This window comes from Beijerinckia indica subsp. indica ATCC 9039 (assembly GCF_000019845.1).
Taxonomy (GTDB): Bacteria; Pseudomonadota; Alphaproteobacteria; order Rhizobiales; family Beijerinckiaceae; genus Beijerinckia; species Beijerinckia indica.
On the sequence record NC_010581.1, the window covers coordinates 4,045,076 to 4,062,527 of the forward strand.

Below are 17,452 nucleotides of genomic sequence, written 5' to 3' on the forward strand. Positions count from 1 at the left end.
AAGCAACCAATCTCTGTACTGTCTGCTCCTCTTGCCATGATCCCCTTTTTAGCGTGAAATATTGGTGATTTTGGTAATTCGCCTTGATCATGACAATAGGGTTATCCCAATGAAATATAAGCTGATGATCGCAGCCTTGGTTTTGGGAACAGGGTTTTGCGCAAACGGCATGAATAGAGTCGCGGCCGAGGAAGCAGGCATCGAAACGAAACTAATCGATGCCATGAATACCTTATTCGGCAAGCATCCGGGCCTGCGCGCCAATCATGCCAAGGGCCTTGTCACGCAGGGCGTCTTCAAACCTTCGCCGGAAGCGGCGGGGATCAGCAAAGCGATTTTGTTTAAGGGAGAGAGCATCCCCGTCACACTCCGATTTTCGGATGCGACCGGCGTCCCCCTCATTCCGGACGGCTCGCCCAACGCCAATCCCCATGGCGCAGCCATCAAATATCACCTGCCGGATGGCAGCGAGACCGATATGGTCCTCGTATCCTTTAAATTCTTCCCCATCGGCACGGCCGAGGATTTTCTGACACTCCTGCAAGCCATAGCCGCAAGCCCGCCTGATGCCGCTAAGCCAACCGCCCTGGAACGTTTCGCAGCTAGTCATCCGAGCGTCGCCGCTGCCAACGCAACACTCGCGACGCCCGCGAGTTTTGCCGAGGAACATTATTTTGGTATCAATGCCTTTATCTTCACCGATGCAAAAGGAAAGACACAGGCGGTTCGCTATCAGCTCGTTCCCGACAAACTCGCTCATCTATCGGCAGAAGAGGCCGCAAAACGCGCACCGGATTTTCTGAAAACGGAACTTACCGAACGGCTCGCGAAAACACCGGCCCTTTTCCATCTAAAGGCGCAGCTTGCTGCCCAAGGCGATGACACCAAGGATCCGAGCAAACCTTGGCCAGACGACCGCAAAATCATCGATCTTGGCACAATCACCATCGAGAAGATTGTGCCTGACAGCGCGACGGCGGAAAAAGCCCTGCTGTACCTGCCCGGGCAAGTGACGGAAGGCATCGACGTTTCCGACGATCCAATGATCGGCATCCGCGACAGTTCTTACGCGGTTTCCTTCTCACGCCGCTCGCAATGAAATAGGATGATCTCCAAAAGGCCCGGCCTTTTGGAGATCATGCCCAGATCCATGCTTATGTATTCATGGCCTCGAAGAAAGTAGCATTGCCCTTTGGGGTCTCGCGCAATTTGCCGAGCAGGAACTCGATGCCATCGACCGTACCCATTGGGTTGAGGATACGCCGCAATACATACATTTTCTTCAAAACATCGGTTGGCACCAGCAGCTCTTCCTTGCGGGTGCCGGAGCGCGTGATATCGATCGCCGGGAACACGCGTTTGTCGGCCACCTTGCGGTCGAGGATAATTTCCGAATTGCCGGTTCCTTTGAATTCCTCGAAAATCACTTCATCCATGCGCGAACCCGTATCGATCAGGGCCGTCGCGATAATGGTCAGCGAACCGCCTTCCTCGATATTACGGGCGGCACCAAAAAACCGTTTCGGACGTTGCAAGGCATTGGCGTCAACACCGCCGGTCAGAACCTTGCCCGATGACGGCACGACCGTATTATAAGCGCGACCCAAACGCGTGATGGAATCCAGAAGGATCACCACGTCGCGGCCATGCTCCACCAATCTTTTGGCTTTTTCGATCACCATTTCGGCGACCTGAACATGGCGCACCGCCGGCTCGTCAAAGGTGGAGGAAATGACCTCGCCCTTCACCGAACGCTGCATATCGGTGACTTCTTCCGGCCTTTCATCGATCAGCAGAACGATCAGATAGCATTCGGGATGATTGGCGGTCACGGATTGCGCGATATTCTGCAACAGCACGGTTTTACCGGTGCGTGGCGGGGCAACGATCAAAGCGCGCTGGCCCTTGCCGATTGGCGCGACAATATCGATGACGCGCGCCGAAAGATCCTTCTTGGTCGGATCATCGATTTCGAGCTTCAGCCTTTCATCAGGATAGAGCGGCGTCAGATTGTCGAAATGGACCTTGTGGCGGATTTTCTCCGGGTCCTCGAAATTGATCGTATTGACCTTGAGCAGCGCAAAATAACGTTCGCCTTCCTTGGGGCTGCGGATCAACCCCTCGACGGTGTCACCGGTGCGCAGGCCAAAGCGCCGTATTTGCGAGGGAGAGACATAAATATCGTCGGGACCCGCGAGATAATTGGCTTCCGGCGAACGCAGAAAGCCAAAGCCGTCCTGCAGGACCTCGATGACGCCCTCGCCGATGATCTCGACCTCACGGCTCGCCAATTGTTTGAGGATCGCAAACATCAATTCCTGTTTGCGCATGATCGAGGCGTTTTCCACCTCGTGTTCCTCGGCAAAGGCCAATAATTCGGTCGGCGACTTGAGTTTCAAGTCTTGCAGCTTGATTTCCCGCATCGGGATGAAGTCCTTGGGAGAAAGGGAGATCCTGTGTTGAGGAAAATCCGGGAAGAGAAGGGGAAGGGTCGAGTTCGCTCAGGGAGCGAAGCCTATGCCGAAACATCGGCAAGCCCAAAGCTGCAAGCCCGGTCTGCCTGGATCGGCCTGAACATTTCAGAAGTCCGAGCCGAGGTTACGACCCGAAAGGCGAGGCTTTGACCTGAAAGGAAGGAGTTGCAGTCTATCGCAATTGGATTGTTTTGACAAAGCAAAACTACTAGAAAGGCAAAAAGATCCATGCAGCGAAATTTTTTTAGGCTTCAGAGGTTCAAATCGAATCCAGCCCAATCATTCATCATCTTTTACAACAATCTGATTCTTTTGAAAAAATTCCCACCTGCGGATGTGTAGTATAAGAGTGCGGGATCAAAATGGCTTAGTAATGACCAAAAAAACGATGCCGATCATCAAGACCGTCGGGACCTCGTTAATCATGCGGTAGAAACGAGAAGAATGCTTATTGTCGCCGCGAGCGAATTCCCGCCGGATTCGCGCCAGATATCCGTGTATCGCTGTCAGGAGAATAACAAAGGCAAGTTTACCGTGCAACCAGCCGGATTGAAAGAAATTGCCTTGCCAGGCGAGGATGAGACCGCTCGCCCAGGCGACCAGCATGGCCGGCAGCATGATCCCTCGCATCAACCGGCGTTCCATGATCTTGAACGTCAGATCCTCGCTCGATCCTTCCCGGCTCTCGGCGTGATAGACGAAGAGCCGCGGGAGATAGAGGAGACCCGCCATCCAGGAAATAATGGCCAGGACATGCAGGGTTTTGATCCAGAGGTAGGGATTATCCATGCCTTCTCCAGGGTAAAAGTCCTTCGTTCGGATCCGTCCAAACGGAAAACCAGCCCGATATCATGCCCGCAGCAGCGCGACCAGCCGTTCCACATGGGCAATGGGAGTCGTGGGGAGAATGCCATGACCCAAGTTGAAAATGAATGGCCGCCCCTGCAGGTCGGATAAAATCGCTGCGACGCCTCGTTCCAGCGCCTCGCCGCCGGCCAGCAAAGCAAGCGGATCAAGATTGCCCTGAAAGACGAGCCGCGGATCGAGCCCGGCCGCAAAGGTCAGTTCCGCGCTGGTGTCGAGGCCCAGCACATCGACCCCGGTTATTTTCGCGAAACTTTCCAGCCTGCTGCCGATCCCACGCGGGAAACCGATGATTTTCGCGCCAGGATAGCGTTGACGCACTCCCTCTACAATGGCGCGAATGGGCTCAAGGCACCAGGCCTCATATTCCGATTGTGGGAGGACGCCCGCCCAAGAATCGAAAATCTGGACAATTTCGACACCAGCCTCGAACTGCCGGCTGAGATAATCCACGCTCGCTGCAACGAGACGATCAATCAGGCGCTGGAACAGGTCACGGTGGTGATAGGCAAAGAGCCGCGCCGGCGCCTGATCGGGTGTGCCCCGTCCGGCGATCATATAGCTCGCGACCGTCCAAGGCGCGCCGCAAAATCCAATCAAGGCCGTAGCAGGAGGCAAGGCCTTCGCGACGCGGTCCACGGTTTCGAATACCGGCGCGAGCAGGTTGAGATCGATGGTTTCCCGTAAGCGGAGAAAATCGTCGAGCGTGGCGATCGGTTCGAGGCGGGGACCTTCACCCTGTTCGAAGCGCACCTTTTGGCCGAGCGCATCGGGAATCACCAGAATATCGCTGAACAAGATCGCTGCATCGAAGCCGAAGCGGCGGATCGGCTGCAAGGTCGCCTCGCTGGCGGCGAGAGGATTATAGCAGAAATCAAGAAAGGACGCCGATTGCGCCCGGATCGCCTGATATTCGGGAAGGTAACGTCCGGCCTGGCGCATGAGCCATACGGGTGGCTTTGAAAAGATTTTTCCCTGACAGACATCGAGCAAGGGTTTGCCCGTCGAGGGAGAAGGACAAGTGTCCGCAGGCTTCAAAAGGATATTCCTCAAAATAATTCAAAGAATCTTTGAATTTGGGTTTTTATCTTCTTTTAGGGAGGGAATTGGGTTCATTCGCGACTGTGCACACGGGTTCGCGTCCCGATGCTTTTATCCCCCAAACCCACAGGCGCAAAGAGCCGAGGGAGGATTTCCAAAAAAGCGAGGAATTTAAGGGGACGCTCGCGAGCAATGCGTGCTGTCTATCCACAGGAAGACTCGATCTTGCCGCAATTCACATAGGAGCCCGTGGCGGGAAGACCCAGGAAGACGAATGTGGAGAAAATCTGGCGCTCAAAACCGGACAGGGAGGATGAATTCAGCCGCGACCCGCTGAGGGCGGTCCTTATCCACTCTTATGCAGAGTAATCCCCAATCCTTACTTTTTTCTTAAAAGACGAGAAATATCTGCCGACCGATGCGGCTGTGTCTCAGCCGTCCATCTGACGATTAAAGATTATCAATAAATTATGAAATATTGGCGACAGAAAAGGCGGTCCGAATCTTTTTGAACCATGGGTCGACTGTCAAGCAGGGATGCATTGCTTTGCTGGCGCCGGTTTCGTTAAAAGATTCGCTGGGATGGAATGTAAGTTTAAGACGAATTTCAAGGCGGATTTCGGAAAGGGACGGCGTGAGCGATACTGTCAAGGGACGCAGCTTTTTTCATCTGCATCTCGTCTCGGATTCGACGGGCGAGACCCTGATCGCCGTGAGCCATGCGGTAACGGCGCAATATCAAGGCATTACCTCGATCGAACATATGTATCCTCTGGTCCGGACCCGGGCTCAGCTCGATAAGGCCATCAGCGAGATAGAGACTTCTCCTGGCATTGTCCTGTTCACTTTGGTCGATCAGGAATTGACCCAGGTGCTTGACGAGGCCTGTCATGCGCTGGGCATGCCTTGCCTCTCGGTGCTGCAACCGATCATGAGTCTGTTTCAATCCTATCTCGGAACCGCCTCGACACCGCGTCCGGGCGCTCAGCATATTCTCAATGCCGATTATTTCCGCCGCATCGACGCCTTGAATTTCACCCTCATGCATGATGATGGCATGCTGCCGGAAAATTATGAGGACGCGGATGTCGTGCTTTTGGGCGTCAGCCGGAGTTCTAAAACGCCGACCAGCATCTATCTCGCCAACCGCGGTATCAAGACGGCGAATATTCCGCTCGTCCCCAACATGCCTTTGCCGCGCTCGGTGACCAAGTTGAAGGCTCCGCTTGTTGTCGGTCTTTTCGCCTCGCCCGAGCGGATCGTGCAGATCCGCGAGAACCGGCTTTTATCCTTGAACGCGACGCCTGATTCCGCCTATGTGGATCGACTGGCCGTGGCTGATGAAGTGGCGCAATCGCGCAAGCTTTTCGCTCAGAATGGCTGGCCCATGATCGATGTCACGCGCCGGTCGATCGAGGAAACGGCGGCGGCGATCATCGACCTTTATAAAGTCCATCGCCAAAAAAGGGCTGCTGAAGCGGCCTCCTGAAAATCCAGCCCTGAAATTCAGTGAGGTGATCATGGTCCAGGCGGATGCGCCGGCCAAACATTTGTGGCGCAACCCCCTGCCGCTGGTCCTTGCCTCCAAAAGCCAGGCGCGGCGAGATTTGCTGACTGCGACGGGTTTGCCTTTCGAATGCCTCGACGCGTCGATCGACGAACGCGCCGTCGAGGACCCCCTGCGTCGCCAAGGCGGGCAGGCTGCCGACATTGCTGCGCATCTTGCCAGGGCCAAGGCCTTGGCGATCGGCGCGCGCCGGCCGGATCATCTGGTGATTGGCGCCGATCAGGTTCTCAGTCTCGAAGGCGCGCTTTTCAGCAAGCCACGCGATCTCGACGAGGCGGCTGATCATCTCGCACGCTTTTCCGGAAAGACGCATGAATTGCACGCGGCGCTCTGTGTCACGCGGGGAGGCCGGGTTTTGTTTGAAGGCGTTCCCGTTGCGCGGATGCGCATGCGTGTGCTCTCACCCGTCTTTATCAAGGCCTATATCGAAGCGGCGGGCACCAATGCGCTTTCCAGCGTCGGCGCCTATCAGCTCGAACATCTGGGTGTTCACCTTTTTGAAGAGATCGAGGGCGATCAGTCGACGATTCTGGGTCTCCCCTTAATCCCTCTTCTCGCTTTCTTGCGCGATGAAGGCAGCCTTCTGGGATGAATCTTTTGCCACAAGACAATCCGGGCCCGAAGGTCTGCGTGATCGGTTATCCGATCAAACATTCAAGATCGCCCCTGATCCATAATTATTGGCTGCAACGCTATGGCATTGCCGGCTCTTATGAAAAAATTGAGGTAGCACCGGAGCATCTGGCCGATTTTCTGCGGGACCTGGGCGGCAAGGGTTTCGTTGGCGCTAATGTGACCTTGCCGCATAAGGAAACAGCCTTCGCGCTTTGCGATGAGGTGAGCGAGGAAGCGCGGCAATTAGGTGCTGTCAATACGCTGTTTCTGCGCGATGGCCGATTGCATGGCCATAATACCGATGGCGAAGGTTTTCTCGGCGCCCTCGATCAGGAAGTCCCGGCTTGGGACAAGGATTTGGGAAAAGCCGTCATTATCGGTGCTGGTGGTGCTGCGCGGGCCCTGGTCTTCGCACTGTTGCGGCGCGGTGCGGGGGAAATCGCCCTCGTCAATCGCACGCTGGCACGCAGCGAAGAGATTGCAATGCAAGGTGGTGGACGCATTACCTGCCATTCCTATGCGGATCTGCCTGATGTCTTGAAAACGGCCGATCTTCTTGTCAATGCGACGTCGCTCGGGATGGCGGGACAGGAGCCGCTTGTCATCGACCTTTCGCCTTTGCCGGCCAAGGCGATCGTGGATGATATCGTCTATGTGCCGCTAGAAACCGATCTCTTGCGGCAAGCGCGTTTGCGCGGCCTGCGCCGTGTTGGCGGTCTTGGCATGCTGCTGCATCAGGCAGTGCCGGGCTTCCGTCTCTGGTTTGGCAAAACGCCTGAGGTGACGCCGGAATTGCGGGCTTTGATCGAGGCGGATATCGGCGGTTAAAATATGGCGAGAGCGAGCATTCATCCGGCGGAGTCTGGATCGGCCCACTGGAGAAGAAATCTCGCCATCTGTCTTCTCGGCTCGTTTTCCACCATTGTGGCCATGACTCTGCTCCTGCCATTGTTGCCACTTTATGTGGAACAGCTCGGTGTCAGGGACCAGGCAGCCATCGTGCAACGGTCGGGCATTGCCTATGGCGCCACTTTCTTCACGGCGGCGCTGGTCGCGCCGCTTTGGGGTCAGTTTGGCGACGCTTATGGGCGCAAACTCATGCTGGTCCGTGCGAGTTTTGGCATGGCCATCGTCATGTCGTTGACCGGCATGGTCGATAGTGTCTGGCAATTAGTCGCGCTACGGCTGCTGACGGGATTAGCCGGCGGCTATTCCTCGGGTTCGATGATCCTCGTCGCGGCACAGACACCGAAAGACCGCACGGGCTGGGCCATCGGCATGGTATCTTCCGGTATTATGGCGGGCAATATTGTCGGCCCCCTGATCGGTGGCAGCCTGCCGCCTCTCATCGGCATTCGGGAGACTTTTTGGCTGGCTGGCTGCGTGATCTTTCTTGCCTTTCTCGCGACGGCTTTCCTGATCAAGGAGGAGAAGCGTCCGGCGGAAGCAAAGAAAACGGAAACGCGAGCCAGTTGGTCAGCCATCCCCAACAAGCGGCCGATCCTCGCTATGCTGATGACGGGATTGATCCTGATGGTTGCCAATATGTCCATCGAGCCGATCATCACCGTTTATGTTGCCCAGCTGGTGGAGGTCAAAGCAGGGTCACGCTCGTTGCGGGAATCGTCATGTCAGCAGCGGCTTTCGGCAGCATTCTCTCGGCTTCTCGCCTTGGCAAGCTTGCTGACCGCATCGGGCACCGGAGCGTTCTTATCGGCGCCTTGGCCGTTTCGTCTTTTCTGCTCATCCCGCAGGCTTTCGTTACGGCCGGTTGGCAACTCGTGTTCTTGCGCTTTTTGATGGGGCTTTCGCTTGGTGGCCTGTTGCCCTGCATCGTTGCCGTCATCCGTCACAATGTTCCCGAAAAGATCGTCGGCACGGCGCTCGGCTATTCGACGTCGGCGCATTATGCCGGCCAGGTCGTCGGACCTCTGCTGGGTGGTTTTGTCGGTGGCCATATCGGAATGCGCGCCGTTTTCCTTGGCACTAGCGTGCTCATGGCGATTGGTGCCGGCTATAATTGGTTGGTCCCGGTCAAGCGTTGAGCTCGCCGGTTAGCTTGAGCGGCACGGGATTTGAATGGTTCTAATCGAGTTTGAGCTTGGAAAACATTGGGTTTAAAACCCGGTGCCCATTCGACCGATCAACCTACCGGAACGGATTGATGACCCTCGAAGTCCCGCAAGTCTTCAAATACCATATCTTTACCTGCTCGACGAAGCGGCCGGCCGGCCATCCGCGTGGCAGCTGCATGGAACGTGGTGCCCAGCCCTTATGGGAGAGGCTCGGCCAAAAGCTCGAAGCCAAGCAATTGCCCGGCGTCAGCATGACCATGACCGGCTGCTTGAGCTTTTGCCAAGCTGGCCCCCTGATGGTCGTCTATCCCGAAGGCATCTGGTACCATCCCGAAAAGCCTGAGGATATCGATGAGATCGTCCAGTCGCATTTTGTCGAAGGCAATCCCGTCGAACGCCTGATCATCGTCCCGCAGCGTTAATCTGCTCGTCTCTGGACCCGGTATCCGGCATGGGATTTGGGCGCGGGAATTGCTAGTCCCGTGCTAGCAAGTCGGAACTTCCGATTTATTTTCTCGAGCTTTTGGAGAAAGCCCATGCTGGAGACGGTCATCGTCGGCGGCGGTCTATGCGGTCTCTCGCTTGCCGTGGCCCTGCAAGCGCAGGGACGGTCTTTTGCTCTTTATGAGGCGCGCCCGAGGCTTGGCGGGCGCGTTCTTTCTGTCCCGTCCGAAAAAGCGGGCATGCGGCTCGATCTCGGCCCCACCTGGTATTGGCCGGATACTCAGCCCGGTATGACCAAACTCGTCGCCGATCTCGGGCTCATCACCTTTCCGCAAAATGATTCCGGCTCGGTCCTGCGCCTTCATGATCATGACAAGAAAGCGGTACCGACCGAGGTGGAAAGCGTCCATGGCGGCGCCCGCCGTGTCGAGGGCGGCATGGCTTCCGTCATCGAAGCGCTCGCCGCCAAAATCCCCGCCGATACGATCCATCTTGGCCAGGCTTTAACCGTGGTCATCGATCGCGGTGATCATGTCGAATTGCATTTTCGCGTCGGCGAAACCGTCAATATCATCGAGGCGCGCCGTGTGGTGCTCGCCTTGCCCCCGCGCATTGTCGAGGAACATGTCCGGTTCGAGCCGAGCCTTGATGAAAATCTCGTCGCCGCCATGCAGGATACCTATACCTGGATGGCCGGCGAGGCGAAGGGTGTCATAGCTTATGACAAACCCGGCTGGCGTGAGGCAGGCCAATCAGGCAATGCCTTCGTCACCCATGAACAGGCTGTGTTCGGCGAAATTTTCGACGCCTGCGATGCAACCGGCACGCGTGCCGCATTGGGTGGCTTTCTGGCTTTGGCTCCGGCTTTGCGGGCCTCGTTCAAGGCTGGTCTGCCCATGCTCATGGGCAATCAAATGGGCCAGGTGTTTGGACCCGAATACGAACATGGCGAACAGCATTATCAGGATTGGGCGGCCGAGGAATTTACCGCGACCCGCCATGACCAGATCCGGCCGGATGATCATCCCCATTATGGCAATCCGTTCCTGCGCCAAGTTCTATGGGACGGCAAATTGTTCCTCGGCGGCTCGGAAACCGCGACTTATGCCGGCGGCTATATGGAAGGCGCGCTCGATTCCGCCCGCCGTCTCGCCCGCGACGTTGGCCGTTTCGCGCCCACGGTCGTTGTACCTCTGCAACCCGGCAAGGAAGGGATTTCCAACGTGGAGAGTGTCGCGCAATTCGCCCAATGGGTCGCCGGACGGCAAAACAGTGTCCTTGAAACCTATCGCCTGACGCTCAACAAGCTCATGGCGAGCCCGGACAAGGAAATCGTGACGCAGCGCGCCATGGTCGCCACCGTGGAACAAGTGTTCAGCGAGGCTCTGTTCCAGCTCGAACAAATCCCCTTCGACATGCAGGGGGTCATGGTCGAAAAGGGCCGTTCCGATCTCACCCCGCAGATCTTGAAGAGCTTCGACGGCTTCATCCAATTCCTGCTGGATGCGGTGATTCAATACAATCGTACTTCCTGCGCCCTGTCGAATTTCCCTGGCGAGGACAAACCCTCGAAGGATTATCTGCAAGCCATCCTGCGCGATATAGCGGCGGCCTGGAAGGAGTTCTGCCTTTCGGTCAATGCCTATTTCGTGTCCAAGACACCGGTTCTTGCGGCGTCCTGACTTCAGGACTGCATCGGTTTCAAAATCTCCGATCCCGGAAAGTTGCCCCCTTTCCGGGATCGTGCTTTTCTCGGCCGCGTTTATCATTACACCGATCGGCGGTTGAGGAGATGTGAAGTCATGCGGCTCGGTCTGTTTGCCAATCTCGAACAGGAGGAAGGCGAAGGTTTTGCGGCCTTCGAGGCTCAGGCCGAACTGGCTCTTCATGCGGAAGCCTGCGGCCTTGAAGAGCTCTGGGTGTCGGAACATCATTTCAATTCCTTCACCCAATCGGCCTCGATCCTACCCCTGATAGGCTATTTTCTCGGTATTACCCGGACGATCCGGGTCGGCTCGGCGGCGGTGCTAACGCCCCTCCATCATCCCATCCGGCTTGCTGAGGATATTGCCACGCTTGATCTCCTGGCCAAGGGTCGGCTCAATATAGGGCTGGCACGGGGTGGGCCCTTTCCGGCGCAATATCAGCATTTCGGCGTTCCCCCCGAGGAAGCCGGCGCGCGAGCTCATGAAGCAACGGAGCTGCTCATGGCCTTGTTGCGGGAAAAAAATGTCACCTTCAAAGGTCGCTGGTTTTCCGTCGAGGATTTGACGATTTATCCGCGCCCGCGCCAGGAAGCCTTGCCGGTCTGGATTGCCTCGGCCTCGATTGACACGGTGGAAGATGCGGGCCGTTGCGGCTTTGGCCTGATGGCGGGCCATGCCTGGTCTGCACCGATGATCAATACTTTGCTCTCGACCTATCGTGCATCGGGTGTTGGAGAGACACCCGATCTCGTCATCTTGCGCAATGTCTGCGTGGCCGATACGGATGAGGAAGCGATGAAGAGGGCTGTGCCGGCGCTCGAACGATTCTTTACGCGTATGCGGGACTATGCCCGGCCGGGCCAAGCCAGCAGTCCGGTTTCTCTCGACAATGTCCTGACTCATGCGATTATCGGCTCGCCAGAAACCTGCCGCCGCAAGCTTGCGGATCTGGCGAGGGCCGTGCCGATCGGTGCTCTGGGATTGAAAATCGCTTGCCTTGATCGGTCCATGGGACACGAGATCGTGCGCCGTTTTCGAGAGGAAATCGTACCCTCTGAAGAAAAGCTGGTTGCGGTCACGGCCTGAGGCCGACGCTTTCGATTCTTAAAAAAGCACCGGTACCGCGTGGCTGTTCTGCTCGCTCGTGCGGATTTATGAGACCTGTCCAATGACCGCGATGCAAGCAAGCGTCATCAGCCTGGAAGAAATCGAGCGCGCTTTCGCGGCGGGCGCCGATCTCTGCCTTATCGAGGATTGGCGTATCGTCGAGCCCGGCTTGCTTGGCCCCCTCGCCAAGCGCTTTGGGCCCGATCGTTTGGGTCTGATGCTGAGCCCTGGTGAAGGGGACGCGCCCGACATGCTGGCGCGCGCATGCCAAGCGGTGCAAAGCGGTATCGGTCGATTGTTTGTCCCGTGGAAAGAAAATCGCTGGTGTGCTGGTCTCGCGTCACACGTGCCGGACGCGCGGATTTTTGCGGTGTTCCTGAGTGAGCACGGCTGGCGGCCCGATGATCTCGCCGGACTTGTTGCTGAAAATTTTGCAGGCGCCATGCTCGATTCCGCGGAGCCTAACCGCGCGCATCTCCTCAAACATGATGGCATCGTGGCCTTGCATGAATTCGTGCAAGCCTGCCAGGCCGCTGGCCTTTCGGCAGGTTTTGCTGGAGCGCTTGAAACTCCGGATATTGCCCGGCTTTTAGTCCTTGAGCCCAGCTTTCTGTCGTTCCGGGGCGCTTTGCGTCGCGAGCATCGACGCCAGGGTGTCCTCGATCCCGAAGCGCTGGCCTTGGTGCGAGCCTTGATTCCACGAAAAAACTTTCCACGCGAACCATCAATCTCGGGCGAGGATGAGATGATTGCCGAAACGGGCAAAGTGGATTGGCGTCTCGCCGGGCGCAAAATGTCCGAGGACGAGGATGTGCAGGGCGGCGAGACTGATCACGTCTTCGTCCATGATCTCATCCTGCCTATGTCGGTCGGCGCTTACGCGGTGGAACAGAAGGCCGCGCAAAGGGTTCGCATCAATGTCGATCTCGCCGTGCAACGCATCACGCATCATGCTGATACGATACGCGATGTCTTTTCCTATGATCTCATCATTGATGCAGTCCGGCTCCTTTTGGCGCGCGGCCATGTGAGCGTGATCGAGACCCTCGCGGAAGAGCTTGCCGCAGCCCTTTTGCAGCACCAAAGAGTTTTCCGCGCCCGCGTTCGGGTCGAAAAACTCGATGTGATCGAGATGGCCTCTGTGGGGATTGAAATCATCCGCAAGCGACCGGTGGGAACACGCGCCAGCCGCCCCTTGCTCACCTTGAGCGAGACGGCGATGAGCGAGACGACAAGTGGCAAGGGCGGTGGCTGAAGTTCAGGATGCTCGATCTGATGCTCTTGTGTACCGGTGCACCACCACTGGGGAAAACGATGGGGGAAACAGATGACCGAGCTGGTCCGTGACCATATTTATCAACCCGCCGAGATCGAAGAGAAGCTCAAGGATCTGCCCTTCTGGTTCTTTGCAGAGGGAGCAATCCGCCGCCGCTACAAAACCAGCGGCTGGAAGGCGACCTTAATGGTGGTCAATACGGTCGGCCATCTTTGCGAGGCCGCCTGGCACCATCCTGAAATCAAGATGACTTATGCGGGAATAGAGATCGCGCTTTCGACCCATTCGCCCAGGGGCATAACCGAAAAGGATTTCGCTCTCGCTCGCAAGATCGAGGAGGTGATTTTCTGGCAGCCCGGTCGTGAAGGGGGTGTGCTCGAGGGGACACCGCGTGATGCGGCTTTTGCCTATATCGATTATGACGATTAAGGCGCTAATGGTTTAATCGCGCGAAAATCGCACGATTTTATCCCGTCCTGTGGATCCGCGAATAATTTCCAGACTGGACGGCGGGATATCGAGATGTTTTGCGAGAAGACGCAAGACATCGCGATTGGCTTTGCCATTCTCGGGTACCGTCGTGACATAGATGCGCAGACGCTCGCTCCCGTCGGGCGCGGTTTCCACCACAATGCGATTGGCGGAGGCCTTGGGTGTGACCCGGATCGCTATTTCGACATCGGCCATGGCTTGATCGATAAGCATAGAGTCTTCCCCATGAGTTCATGGGGAAGACTCTGGTTTCCATTAATATCAGATGGTTTGGTTATAGGCGCCAACTTCGGGGTTTTCCCGCAAAACACCGTCCACGGCGGCGAACATTTCCCGCATTCTGGCTTCCGAGGCGGGGCTTTCGACAACGACCACCAATTCCGGCTTGTTGGATGAAGCGCGGACTAGGCCCCAGGTTCCATCCTCTGTCGTAACGCGGACGCCATTGACCGTCACGAGATCGCGGATTTTCTGGCCCGTCAGCGTTTCACCTTTAGCCTGCATGGCCTTGAACCGTTCGACGACCTTGTCCACGACGCCATATTTCTTTTCGTCGTCGCAATGGGGCGACATGGTTGGCGAACCCCAGGTTTTCGGCAGGGCCTCATAGAGCTCGGCCATGGACTTATCAGGATTGCGGTCGAGCATGTCGAGAATATGGATCGCCGTGACGAGTCCATCGTCATAACCGCGTCCAACCGGCGCGTTGAAGAAGAAATGGCCAGATTTCTCGAAGCCGGCGAGCGCCTTCAGATCAGTCACTCGGCGCTTGATATAGGAATGGCCAGTCTTCCAATAATCGGCTTTGACGTTTTGTTTCAGCAAATCCGGATCGGTGGCGAACAGGCCCGTCGATTTGACATCGACGACGAAGGTCGCGCCGGGATGCAATTTCGAGAGATCGCGGGCGAGCATGACACCGATCTTGTCGGCAAAAATTTCCTCGCCGTGATTATCGACGACGCCGCAACGGTCGCCGTCGCCGTCAAAGCCGAGGCCGAGATCGGCGCCGCTCTCACGCACCTTGTCCGCCATGGCGTGCAGCATGTGCAGGTCTTCGGGATTGGGATTGTAATGCGGGAAATTGAAATCGAGATCGGTATCGAGGGGAACGACTTCGCAGCCGAGCTTTTCGATGATTTTAGGCGCGAAGGCGCCGGCAGTGCCATTGCCGCAAGCGACGACGACCTTGAGCTTGCGCTTGATCGGCGCACGATTAGTCAGATCATTGATATAATGGGAAGGGAAATCCTCGACAAAACGATAGGAGCCGCCATCGGCATAGCGGTAGCTGCCTGAAAGCACGATCTCCTTGAGTCGGCCCATTTCATCGGGACCGAAGGTGACCGGCCGCTGCGCGCCCATTTTCACGCCGGTCCAACCATTATCATTATGGGAGGCCGTCACCATGGCGACGGCCGGAACGTCGAGATCGAATTGCGCGAAATAGGCCATGGGCGAAAGAGCGAGGCCGATATCATGCACGCGCACACCGGCCGCCATCAGCCCGGTCACCATGGCGAGCTTGATCGAAGCGGAATAGGAGCGGAAATCATGACCCGTGACGACTTCCGGTTTGACGCCCATTTCGGCCAGCAAGGTTCCAAGGCCAAGCCCCAGGGCCTGGACACCCATGAGGTTGATCTCCTTCTCGAAGAGCCAACGCGCGTCATATTCGCGAAAGCCGGTGGGCTTGACCATGGGGGAAGATTCATAGGCGTAAGTGTTGGTCTGCAGGAAAGGCACGGGCTTCGGGAACATGAATCATCCTTCGATTGAGCTTCACGCACAGTCAGACTTTTGGCGAGGCTATTTGCTGCAAGGCTATTTGCTGAATGTCAAAGACCTAGAGCTATTTTTCTGAACGGCTGTTCAACGTCCATCAAGCTCGATTTCAACAATCGCTTATCTGGCGGGTTGGGGAACAAAATGCTTCCCTATTTCAATATAATTATGAAACCGTTCTCTACTTTCTGCAAATATCGCATTTTCTTCACACGATAAGAAAGCCATTTTCGCTCGAGGTCACCCCATCCTCATGGTTCATGGCGAATTTTGGGAAAATCTCTGGAAAGGTCAAGGATAGTATAAAAGAACTACAGTTTTTAGGAATGAAAGCGGCCGATCAAGACCATCGGGTCAACCGAAAGCGGATGCTATTTCCGATAAGTTAATGTTTTTATAAAGGCTTAAAACATGACTCACGGATCCGGTCAGAACAAGCCATCCTTGGCGAGGCCCGCAGTTTCCATCGCATGGAAAATTTTATTCTGAAAATTTTCATCCTCGCCCTTGGCAAGCAATGGGGCATTCACCGCGATTGAAAGGCAAAGGGTTTCGACCCAGGCCGATTCAGTTTTGGAGAAATCGCCAAGGACATAATGGCGAACCATGTCCTTGATGCCCGGATGTCCAATGCCGATGCGCACGCGCCGGTAATCATTGGTGATATGCTGCGTGATGGATTTCAGCCCATTATGGCCAGCATTCCCGCCGCCTTTTTTGACTCGGACCTTGCCGGGCGCGAGATCGAGCTCATCGTGAAAGACGATGACCCTGCTCGCGTCGATCTTATAGAAATGCACAGCGTCGCTGACCGAGCGTCCGGATTCGTTCATATAGGTCTCTGGCTTCAGCAAGACGATTTTTTCGCCAGAGAGAGTGATTTCGCTGGTGAGACCTTGGAAACGCGCACGAAAAGCCGGCGCTCCATATTCCCGAGCTATGGCATCAATGGCCATGAAGCCGATATTGTGCCGGTTGGCGCTATAGGCCTTGCCGGGATTGCCAAGGCCGACGAAAAGAAGCATGGCGGCCTGCCCGATAAAAGCATGTTCCAATGAAAACTCATCGGGCGATGCAGGTGAAGGAACGAGAGGATACGCAACAGGCCCGCGAATCCACGAGGAAAAAAGCAAAAGCCGAACCAGTCTTGGTCAGGAACCGCTTTTGGCCAGACCGCATGACAGGGCCGTGACAAGGGCGAAGTCTATGTGGATCTAGCAATCCTTGATTTTAAAGGCAGGCCGATAGGGTAGACCTGTTCGACCTGCCATAATCTGATCTGCGATAATCGCCGATTATTTCTTCTTGGGAGCTGCTGCTGCGGCTGGAGCGGCCGCCTTGCCTTTGCCACCCTTGCCCTTACCGGCTGCCGCGGCGGGCGCCTCTTCGGCGATCACGACCGGCGGAACAATGGTCGCGATCGTGAAATCACGGTCAGTGGCGACGAGCGAGCAGCCTTCGGGAAGCGTAATCGCGGAGACATGCATCGATTCGGCGATTTCCAGCGCATGCAGATCGGCGGTCAGCACATCCGGCATGGCATCGGCCGGGACCTTCAATTCGATCGCATGGCGCACGATATTCAAGGTGCCGCCCTTTTTGAGGCCGGGGCAGATATCGGCGTTGATGAAATGGATCGGCACCGATACTTTCAGGGTCGCTCCAGGCTTCAGGCGCAGGAAATCGACATGCAGCGGCTGGCCCTTGACCGGATCGAGCTGATAATCGCGCGGAACGACCCTCTGCTTGGCTCCTTCGACCTCGATATCGAAAATCGTCGTGAGAAAGTGCCCAGCATAGATCAATTTGTTTAATTCACGATAATCCAGCGTGATGGGCTCGGGCGCATCACCACCGCCATAGATCACACCCGGAATGCGGCCTTCACGGCGAATGCTGCGGGCGGCCCCCTTGCCTGTCCCACCGCGAACCGTGGCCGCGAGAGTTTTACGCTCGGCCATAGGATATCCTTTAAATGTCTTGATCGGCGCAGCGTTAGCGCGGGC

At 56.4% G+C, this 17,452-nt stretch carries 17 protein-coding genes and 1 pseudogene; 11 read left to right on the forward strand and 7 right to left on the reverse strand.

What is annotated here, in order from left to right; all coding sequences use genetic code 11:
* The first annotated feature begins 109 nt into the window (after positions 1-109).
* Positions 110-1,099 carry a catalase family peroxidase gene (locus BIND_RS18130; protein ID WP_012386471.1) on the forward strand — a complete coding sequence of 330 codons (990 nt, stop codon included), beginning with the start codon at positions 110-112 and terminating at the stop codon, positions 1,097-1,099.
* 55 nt (positions 1,100-1,154) lie between these two features.
* Here BIND_RS18130 and rho read toward each other — a convergent pair whose 3' ends face one another.
* From rho to hemE, 3 genes are all read right to left on the reverse strand, one after another.
* Positions 1,155-2,423 (reverse strand): transcription termination factor Rho, encoded by a 1,269-nt coding sequence (gene rho, locus BIND_RS18135; RefSeq protein ID WP_012386472.1) that lies wholly within the window; start codon positions 2,421-2,423, stop codon positions 1,155-1,157.
* Between the two features lie 408 nt (positions 2,424-2,831).
* Complete coding sequence (hemJ, locus tag BIND_RS18140; protein ID WP_012386473.1) at positions 2,832-3,263, reverse strand: protoporphyrinogen oxidase HemJ; 432 nt, start codon at positions 3,261-3,263, stop codon at positions 2,832-2,834.
* Positions 3,264-3,323: 60 nt separating this feature from the next.
* The gene (gene hemE, locus BIND_RS18145) at positions 3,324-4,376 is read right to left on the reverse strand and encodes a uroporphyrinogen decarboxylase (RefSeq protein WP_012386474.1); all 1,053 of its coding nucleotides are present in this window, start codon (positions 4,374-4,376) and stop codon (positions 3,324-3,326) included.
* A 637-nt stretch (positions 4,377-5,013) separates the two neighbouring features.
* Between hemE and BIND_RS18150 the strand changes: the two genes are divergently transcribed.
* The 10 genes and pseudogenes from BIND_RS18150 to BIND_RS18190 all read left to right on the forward strand — a co-directional run bounded on the left by BIND_RS18150 (position 5,014) and on the right by BIND_RS18190 (position 13,598).
* On the forward strand, positions 5,014-5,868 hold the full coding sequence (locus tag BIND_RS18150) for a pyruvate, water dikinase regulatory protein (RefSeq protein WP_012386475.1): 855 nt from the start codon (positions 5,014-5,016) through the stop codon (positions 5,866-5,868).
* 31 nt (positions 5,869-5,899) lie between these two features.
* Entirely contained in the window at positions 5,900-6,538 is a 639-nt protein-coding gene (locus BIND_RS18155; RefSeq protein ID WP_012386476.1) for a Maf family protein, read from the forward strand.
* Entirely contained in the window at positions 6,535-7,389 is an 855-nt protein-coding gene (locus BIND_RS18160) for a shikimate dehydrogenase (protein ID WP_012386477.1), read from the forward strand. Before BIND_RS18155 ends, BIND_RS18160 begins: the two co-directional genes overlap by 4 nt.
* A gap of 102 nt (positions 7,390-7,491) precedes the next feature.
* Positions 7,492-8,196, forward strand: a pseudogene (locus tag BIND_RS22070) (MFS transporter); the annotation flags it as partial.
* Positions 8,190-8,606: an MFS transporter gene (locus tag BIND_RS22075; RefSeq protein WP_244395919.1), complete on the forward strand. Its 417-nt coding sequence runs from the start codon at positions 8,190-8,192 to the stop codon at positions 8,604-8,606. The pseudogene BIND_RS22070 and the gene BIND_RS22075, both read left to right, overlap by 7 nt.
* A 119-nt stretch (positions 8,607-8,725) precedes the next feature.
* A complete protein-coding gene (locus tag BIND_RS18170; RefSeq protein WP_012386478.1) occupies positions 8,726-9,058 on the forward strand; it encodes a (2Fe-2S) ferredoxin domain-containing protein in 333 nt (110 codons plus the stop codon).
* Positions 9,059-9,172: 114 nt separating this feature from the next.
* Positions 9,173-10,762, forward strand: a complete 1,590-nt coding sequence (locus BIND_RS18175) for a flavin monoamine oxidase family protein (protein ID WP_012386479.1) — start codon at positions 9,173-9,175, stop codon at positions 10,760-10,762.
* A gap of 120 nt (positions 10,763-10,882) precedes the next feature.
* Positions 10,883-11,872, forward strand: a complete 990-nt coding sequence (locus BIND_RS18180) for an LLM class flavin-dependent oxidoreductase (protein WP_012386480.1) — start codon at positions 10,883-10,885, stop codon at positions 11,870-11,872.
* A gap of 82 nt (positions 11,873-11,954) precedes the next feature.
* Entirely contained in the window at positions 11,955-13,148 is a 1,194-nt protein-coding gene (locus BIND_RS18185; protein WP_012386481.1) for a dihydroneopterin aldolase, read from the forward strand.
* A gap of 72 nt (positions 13,149-13,220) precedes the next feature.
* Positions 13,221-13,598, forward strand: a complete 378-nt coding sequence (locus BIND_RS18190; protein WP_012386482.1) for a 4a-hydroxytetrahydrobiopterin dehydratase — start codon at positions 13,221-13,223, stop codon at positions 13,596-13,598.
* Between the two features lie 12 nt (positions 13,599-13,610).
* On the opposite strand, the gene BIND_RS18195 is transcribed toward BIND_RS18190, so the two are convergent.
* The 4 genes from BIND_RS18195 to BIND_RS18210 all read right to left on the reverse strand — a co-directional run bounded on the left by BIND_RS18195 (position 13,611) and on the right by BIND_RS18210 (position 17,407).
* Complete coding sequence (locus BIND_RS18195; RefSeq protein WP_012386483.1) at positions 13,611-13,874, reverse strand: DUF167 domain-containing protein; 264 nt, start codon at positions 13,872-13,874, stop codon at positions 13,611-13,613.
* 48 nt (positions 13,875-13,922) lie between these two features.
* Complete coding sequence (locus tag BIND_RS18200) at positions 13,923-15,422, reverse strand: phosphomannomutase/phosphoglucomutase (RefSeq protein WP_012386484.1); 1,500 nt, start codon at positions 15,420-15,422, stop codon at positions 13,923-13,925.
* A 452-nt stretch (positions 15,423-15,874) separates the two neighbouring features.
* Positions 15,875-16,471: an aminoacyl-tRNA hydrolase gene (gene pth, locus BIND_RS18205; protein WP_012386485.1), complete on the reverse strand. Its 597-nt coding sequence runs from the start codon at positions 16,469-16,471 to the stop codon at positions 15,875-15,877.
* A gap of 270 nt (positions 16,472-16,741) precedes the next feature.
* The gene (locus tag BIND_RS18210; RefSeq protein WP_012386486.1) at positions 16,742-17,407 is read right to left on the reverse strand and encodes a 50S ribosomal protein L25/general stress protein Ctc; all 666 of its coding nucleotides are present in this window, start codon (positions 17,405-17,407) and stop codon (positions 16,742-16,744) included.
* Positions 17,408-17,452: the final 45 nt, after the last annotated feature.

Bases quoted from the DNA above. Each gene is read 5' to 3' on its own strand.
- BIND_RS18175 (WP_012386479.1), top strand. From the start codon at position 9,173: ATGCTGGAGACGGTCATCGTCGGCGGCGGTCTATGCGGTCTCTCGCTT.
- pth (WP_012386485.1), bottom strand. From the start codon at position 16,471: ATGCTTCTTTTCGTCGGCCTTGGCAATCCCGGCAAGGCCTATAGCGCC.
- rho (WP_012386472.1), bottom strand. From the start codon at position 2,423: ATGCGGGAAATCAAGCTGCAAGACTTGAAACTCAAGTCGCCGACCGAA.
- BIND_RS18185 (WP_012386481.1), top strand. From the start codon at position 11,955: ATGACCGCGATGCAAGCAAGCGTCATCAGCCTGGAAGAAATCGAGCGC.
- BIND_RS18160 (WP_012386477.1), top strand. From the start codon at position 6,535: ATGAATCTTTTGCCACAAGACAATCCGGGCCCGAAGGTCTGCGTGATC.
- BIND_RS18130 (WP_012386471.1), top strand. From the start codon at position 110: ATGAAATATAAGCTGATGATCGCAGCCTTGGTTTTGGGAACAGGGTTT.
- BIND_RS18180 (WP_012386480.1), top strand. From the start codon at position 10,883: ATGCGGCTCGGTCTGTTTGCCAATCTCGAACAGGAGGAAGGCGAAGGT.
- BIND_RS18190 (WP_012386482.1), top strand. From the start codon at position 13,221: ATGACCGAGCTGGTCCGTGACCATATTTATCAACCCGCCGAGATCGAA.
- BIND_RS18170 (WP_012386478.1), top strand. From the start codon at position 8,726: ATGACCCTCGAAGTCCCGCAAGTCTTCAAATACCATATCTTTACCTGC.
- BIND_RS18200 (WP_012386484.1), bottom strand. From the start codon at position 15,422: ATGTTCCCGAAGCCCGTGCCTTTCCTGCAGACCAACACTTACGCCTAT.
- BIND_RS18210 (WP_012386486.1), bottom strand. From the start codon at position 17,407: ATGGCCGAGCGTAAAACTCTCGCGGCCACGGTTCGCGGTGGGACAGGC.
- BIND_RS22075 (WP_244395919.1), top strand. From the start codon at position 8,190: ATGTCAGCAGCGGCTTTCGGCAGCATTCTCTCGGCTTCTCGCCTTGGC.
- hemJ (WP_012386473.1), bottom strand. From the start codon at position 3,263: ATGGATAATCCCTACCTCTGGATCAAAACCCTGCATGTCCTGGCCATT.
- BIND_RS18155 (WP_012386476.1), top strand. From the start codon at position 5,900: ATGGTCCAGGCGGATGCGCCGGCCAAACATTTGTGGCGCAACCCCCTG.
- BIND_RS18195 (WP_012386483.1), bottom strand. From the start codon at position 13,874: ATGCTTATCGATCAAGCCATGGCCGATGTCGAAATAGCGATCCGGGTC.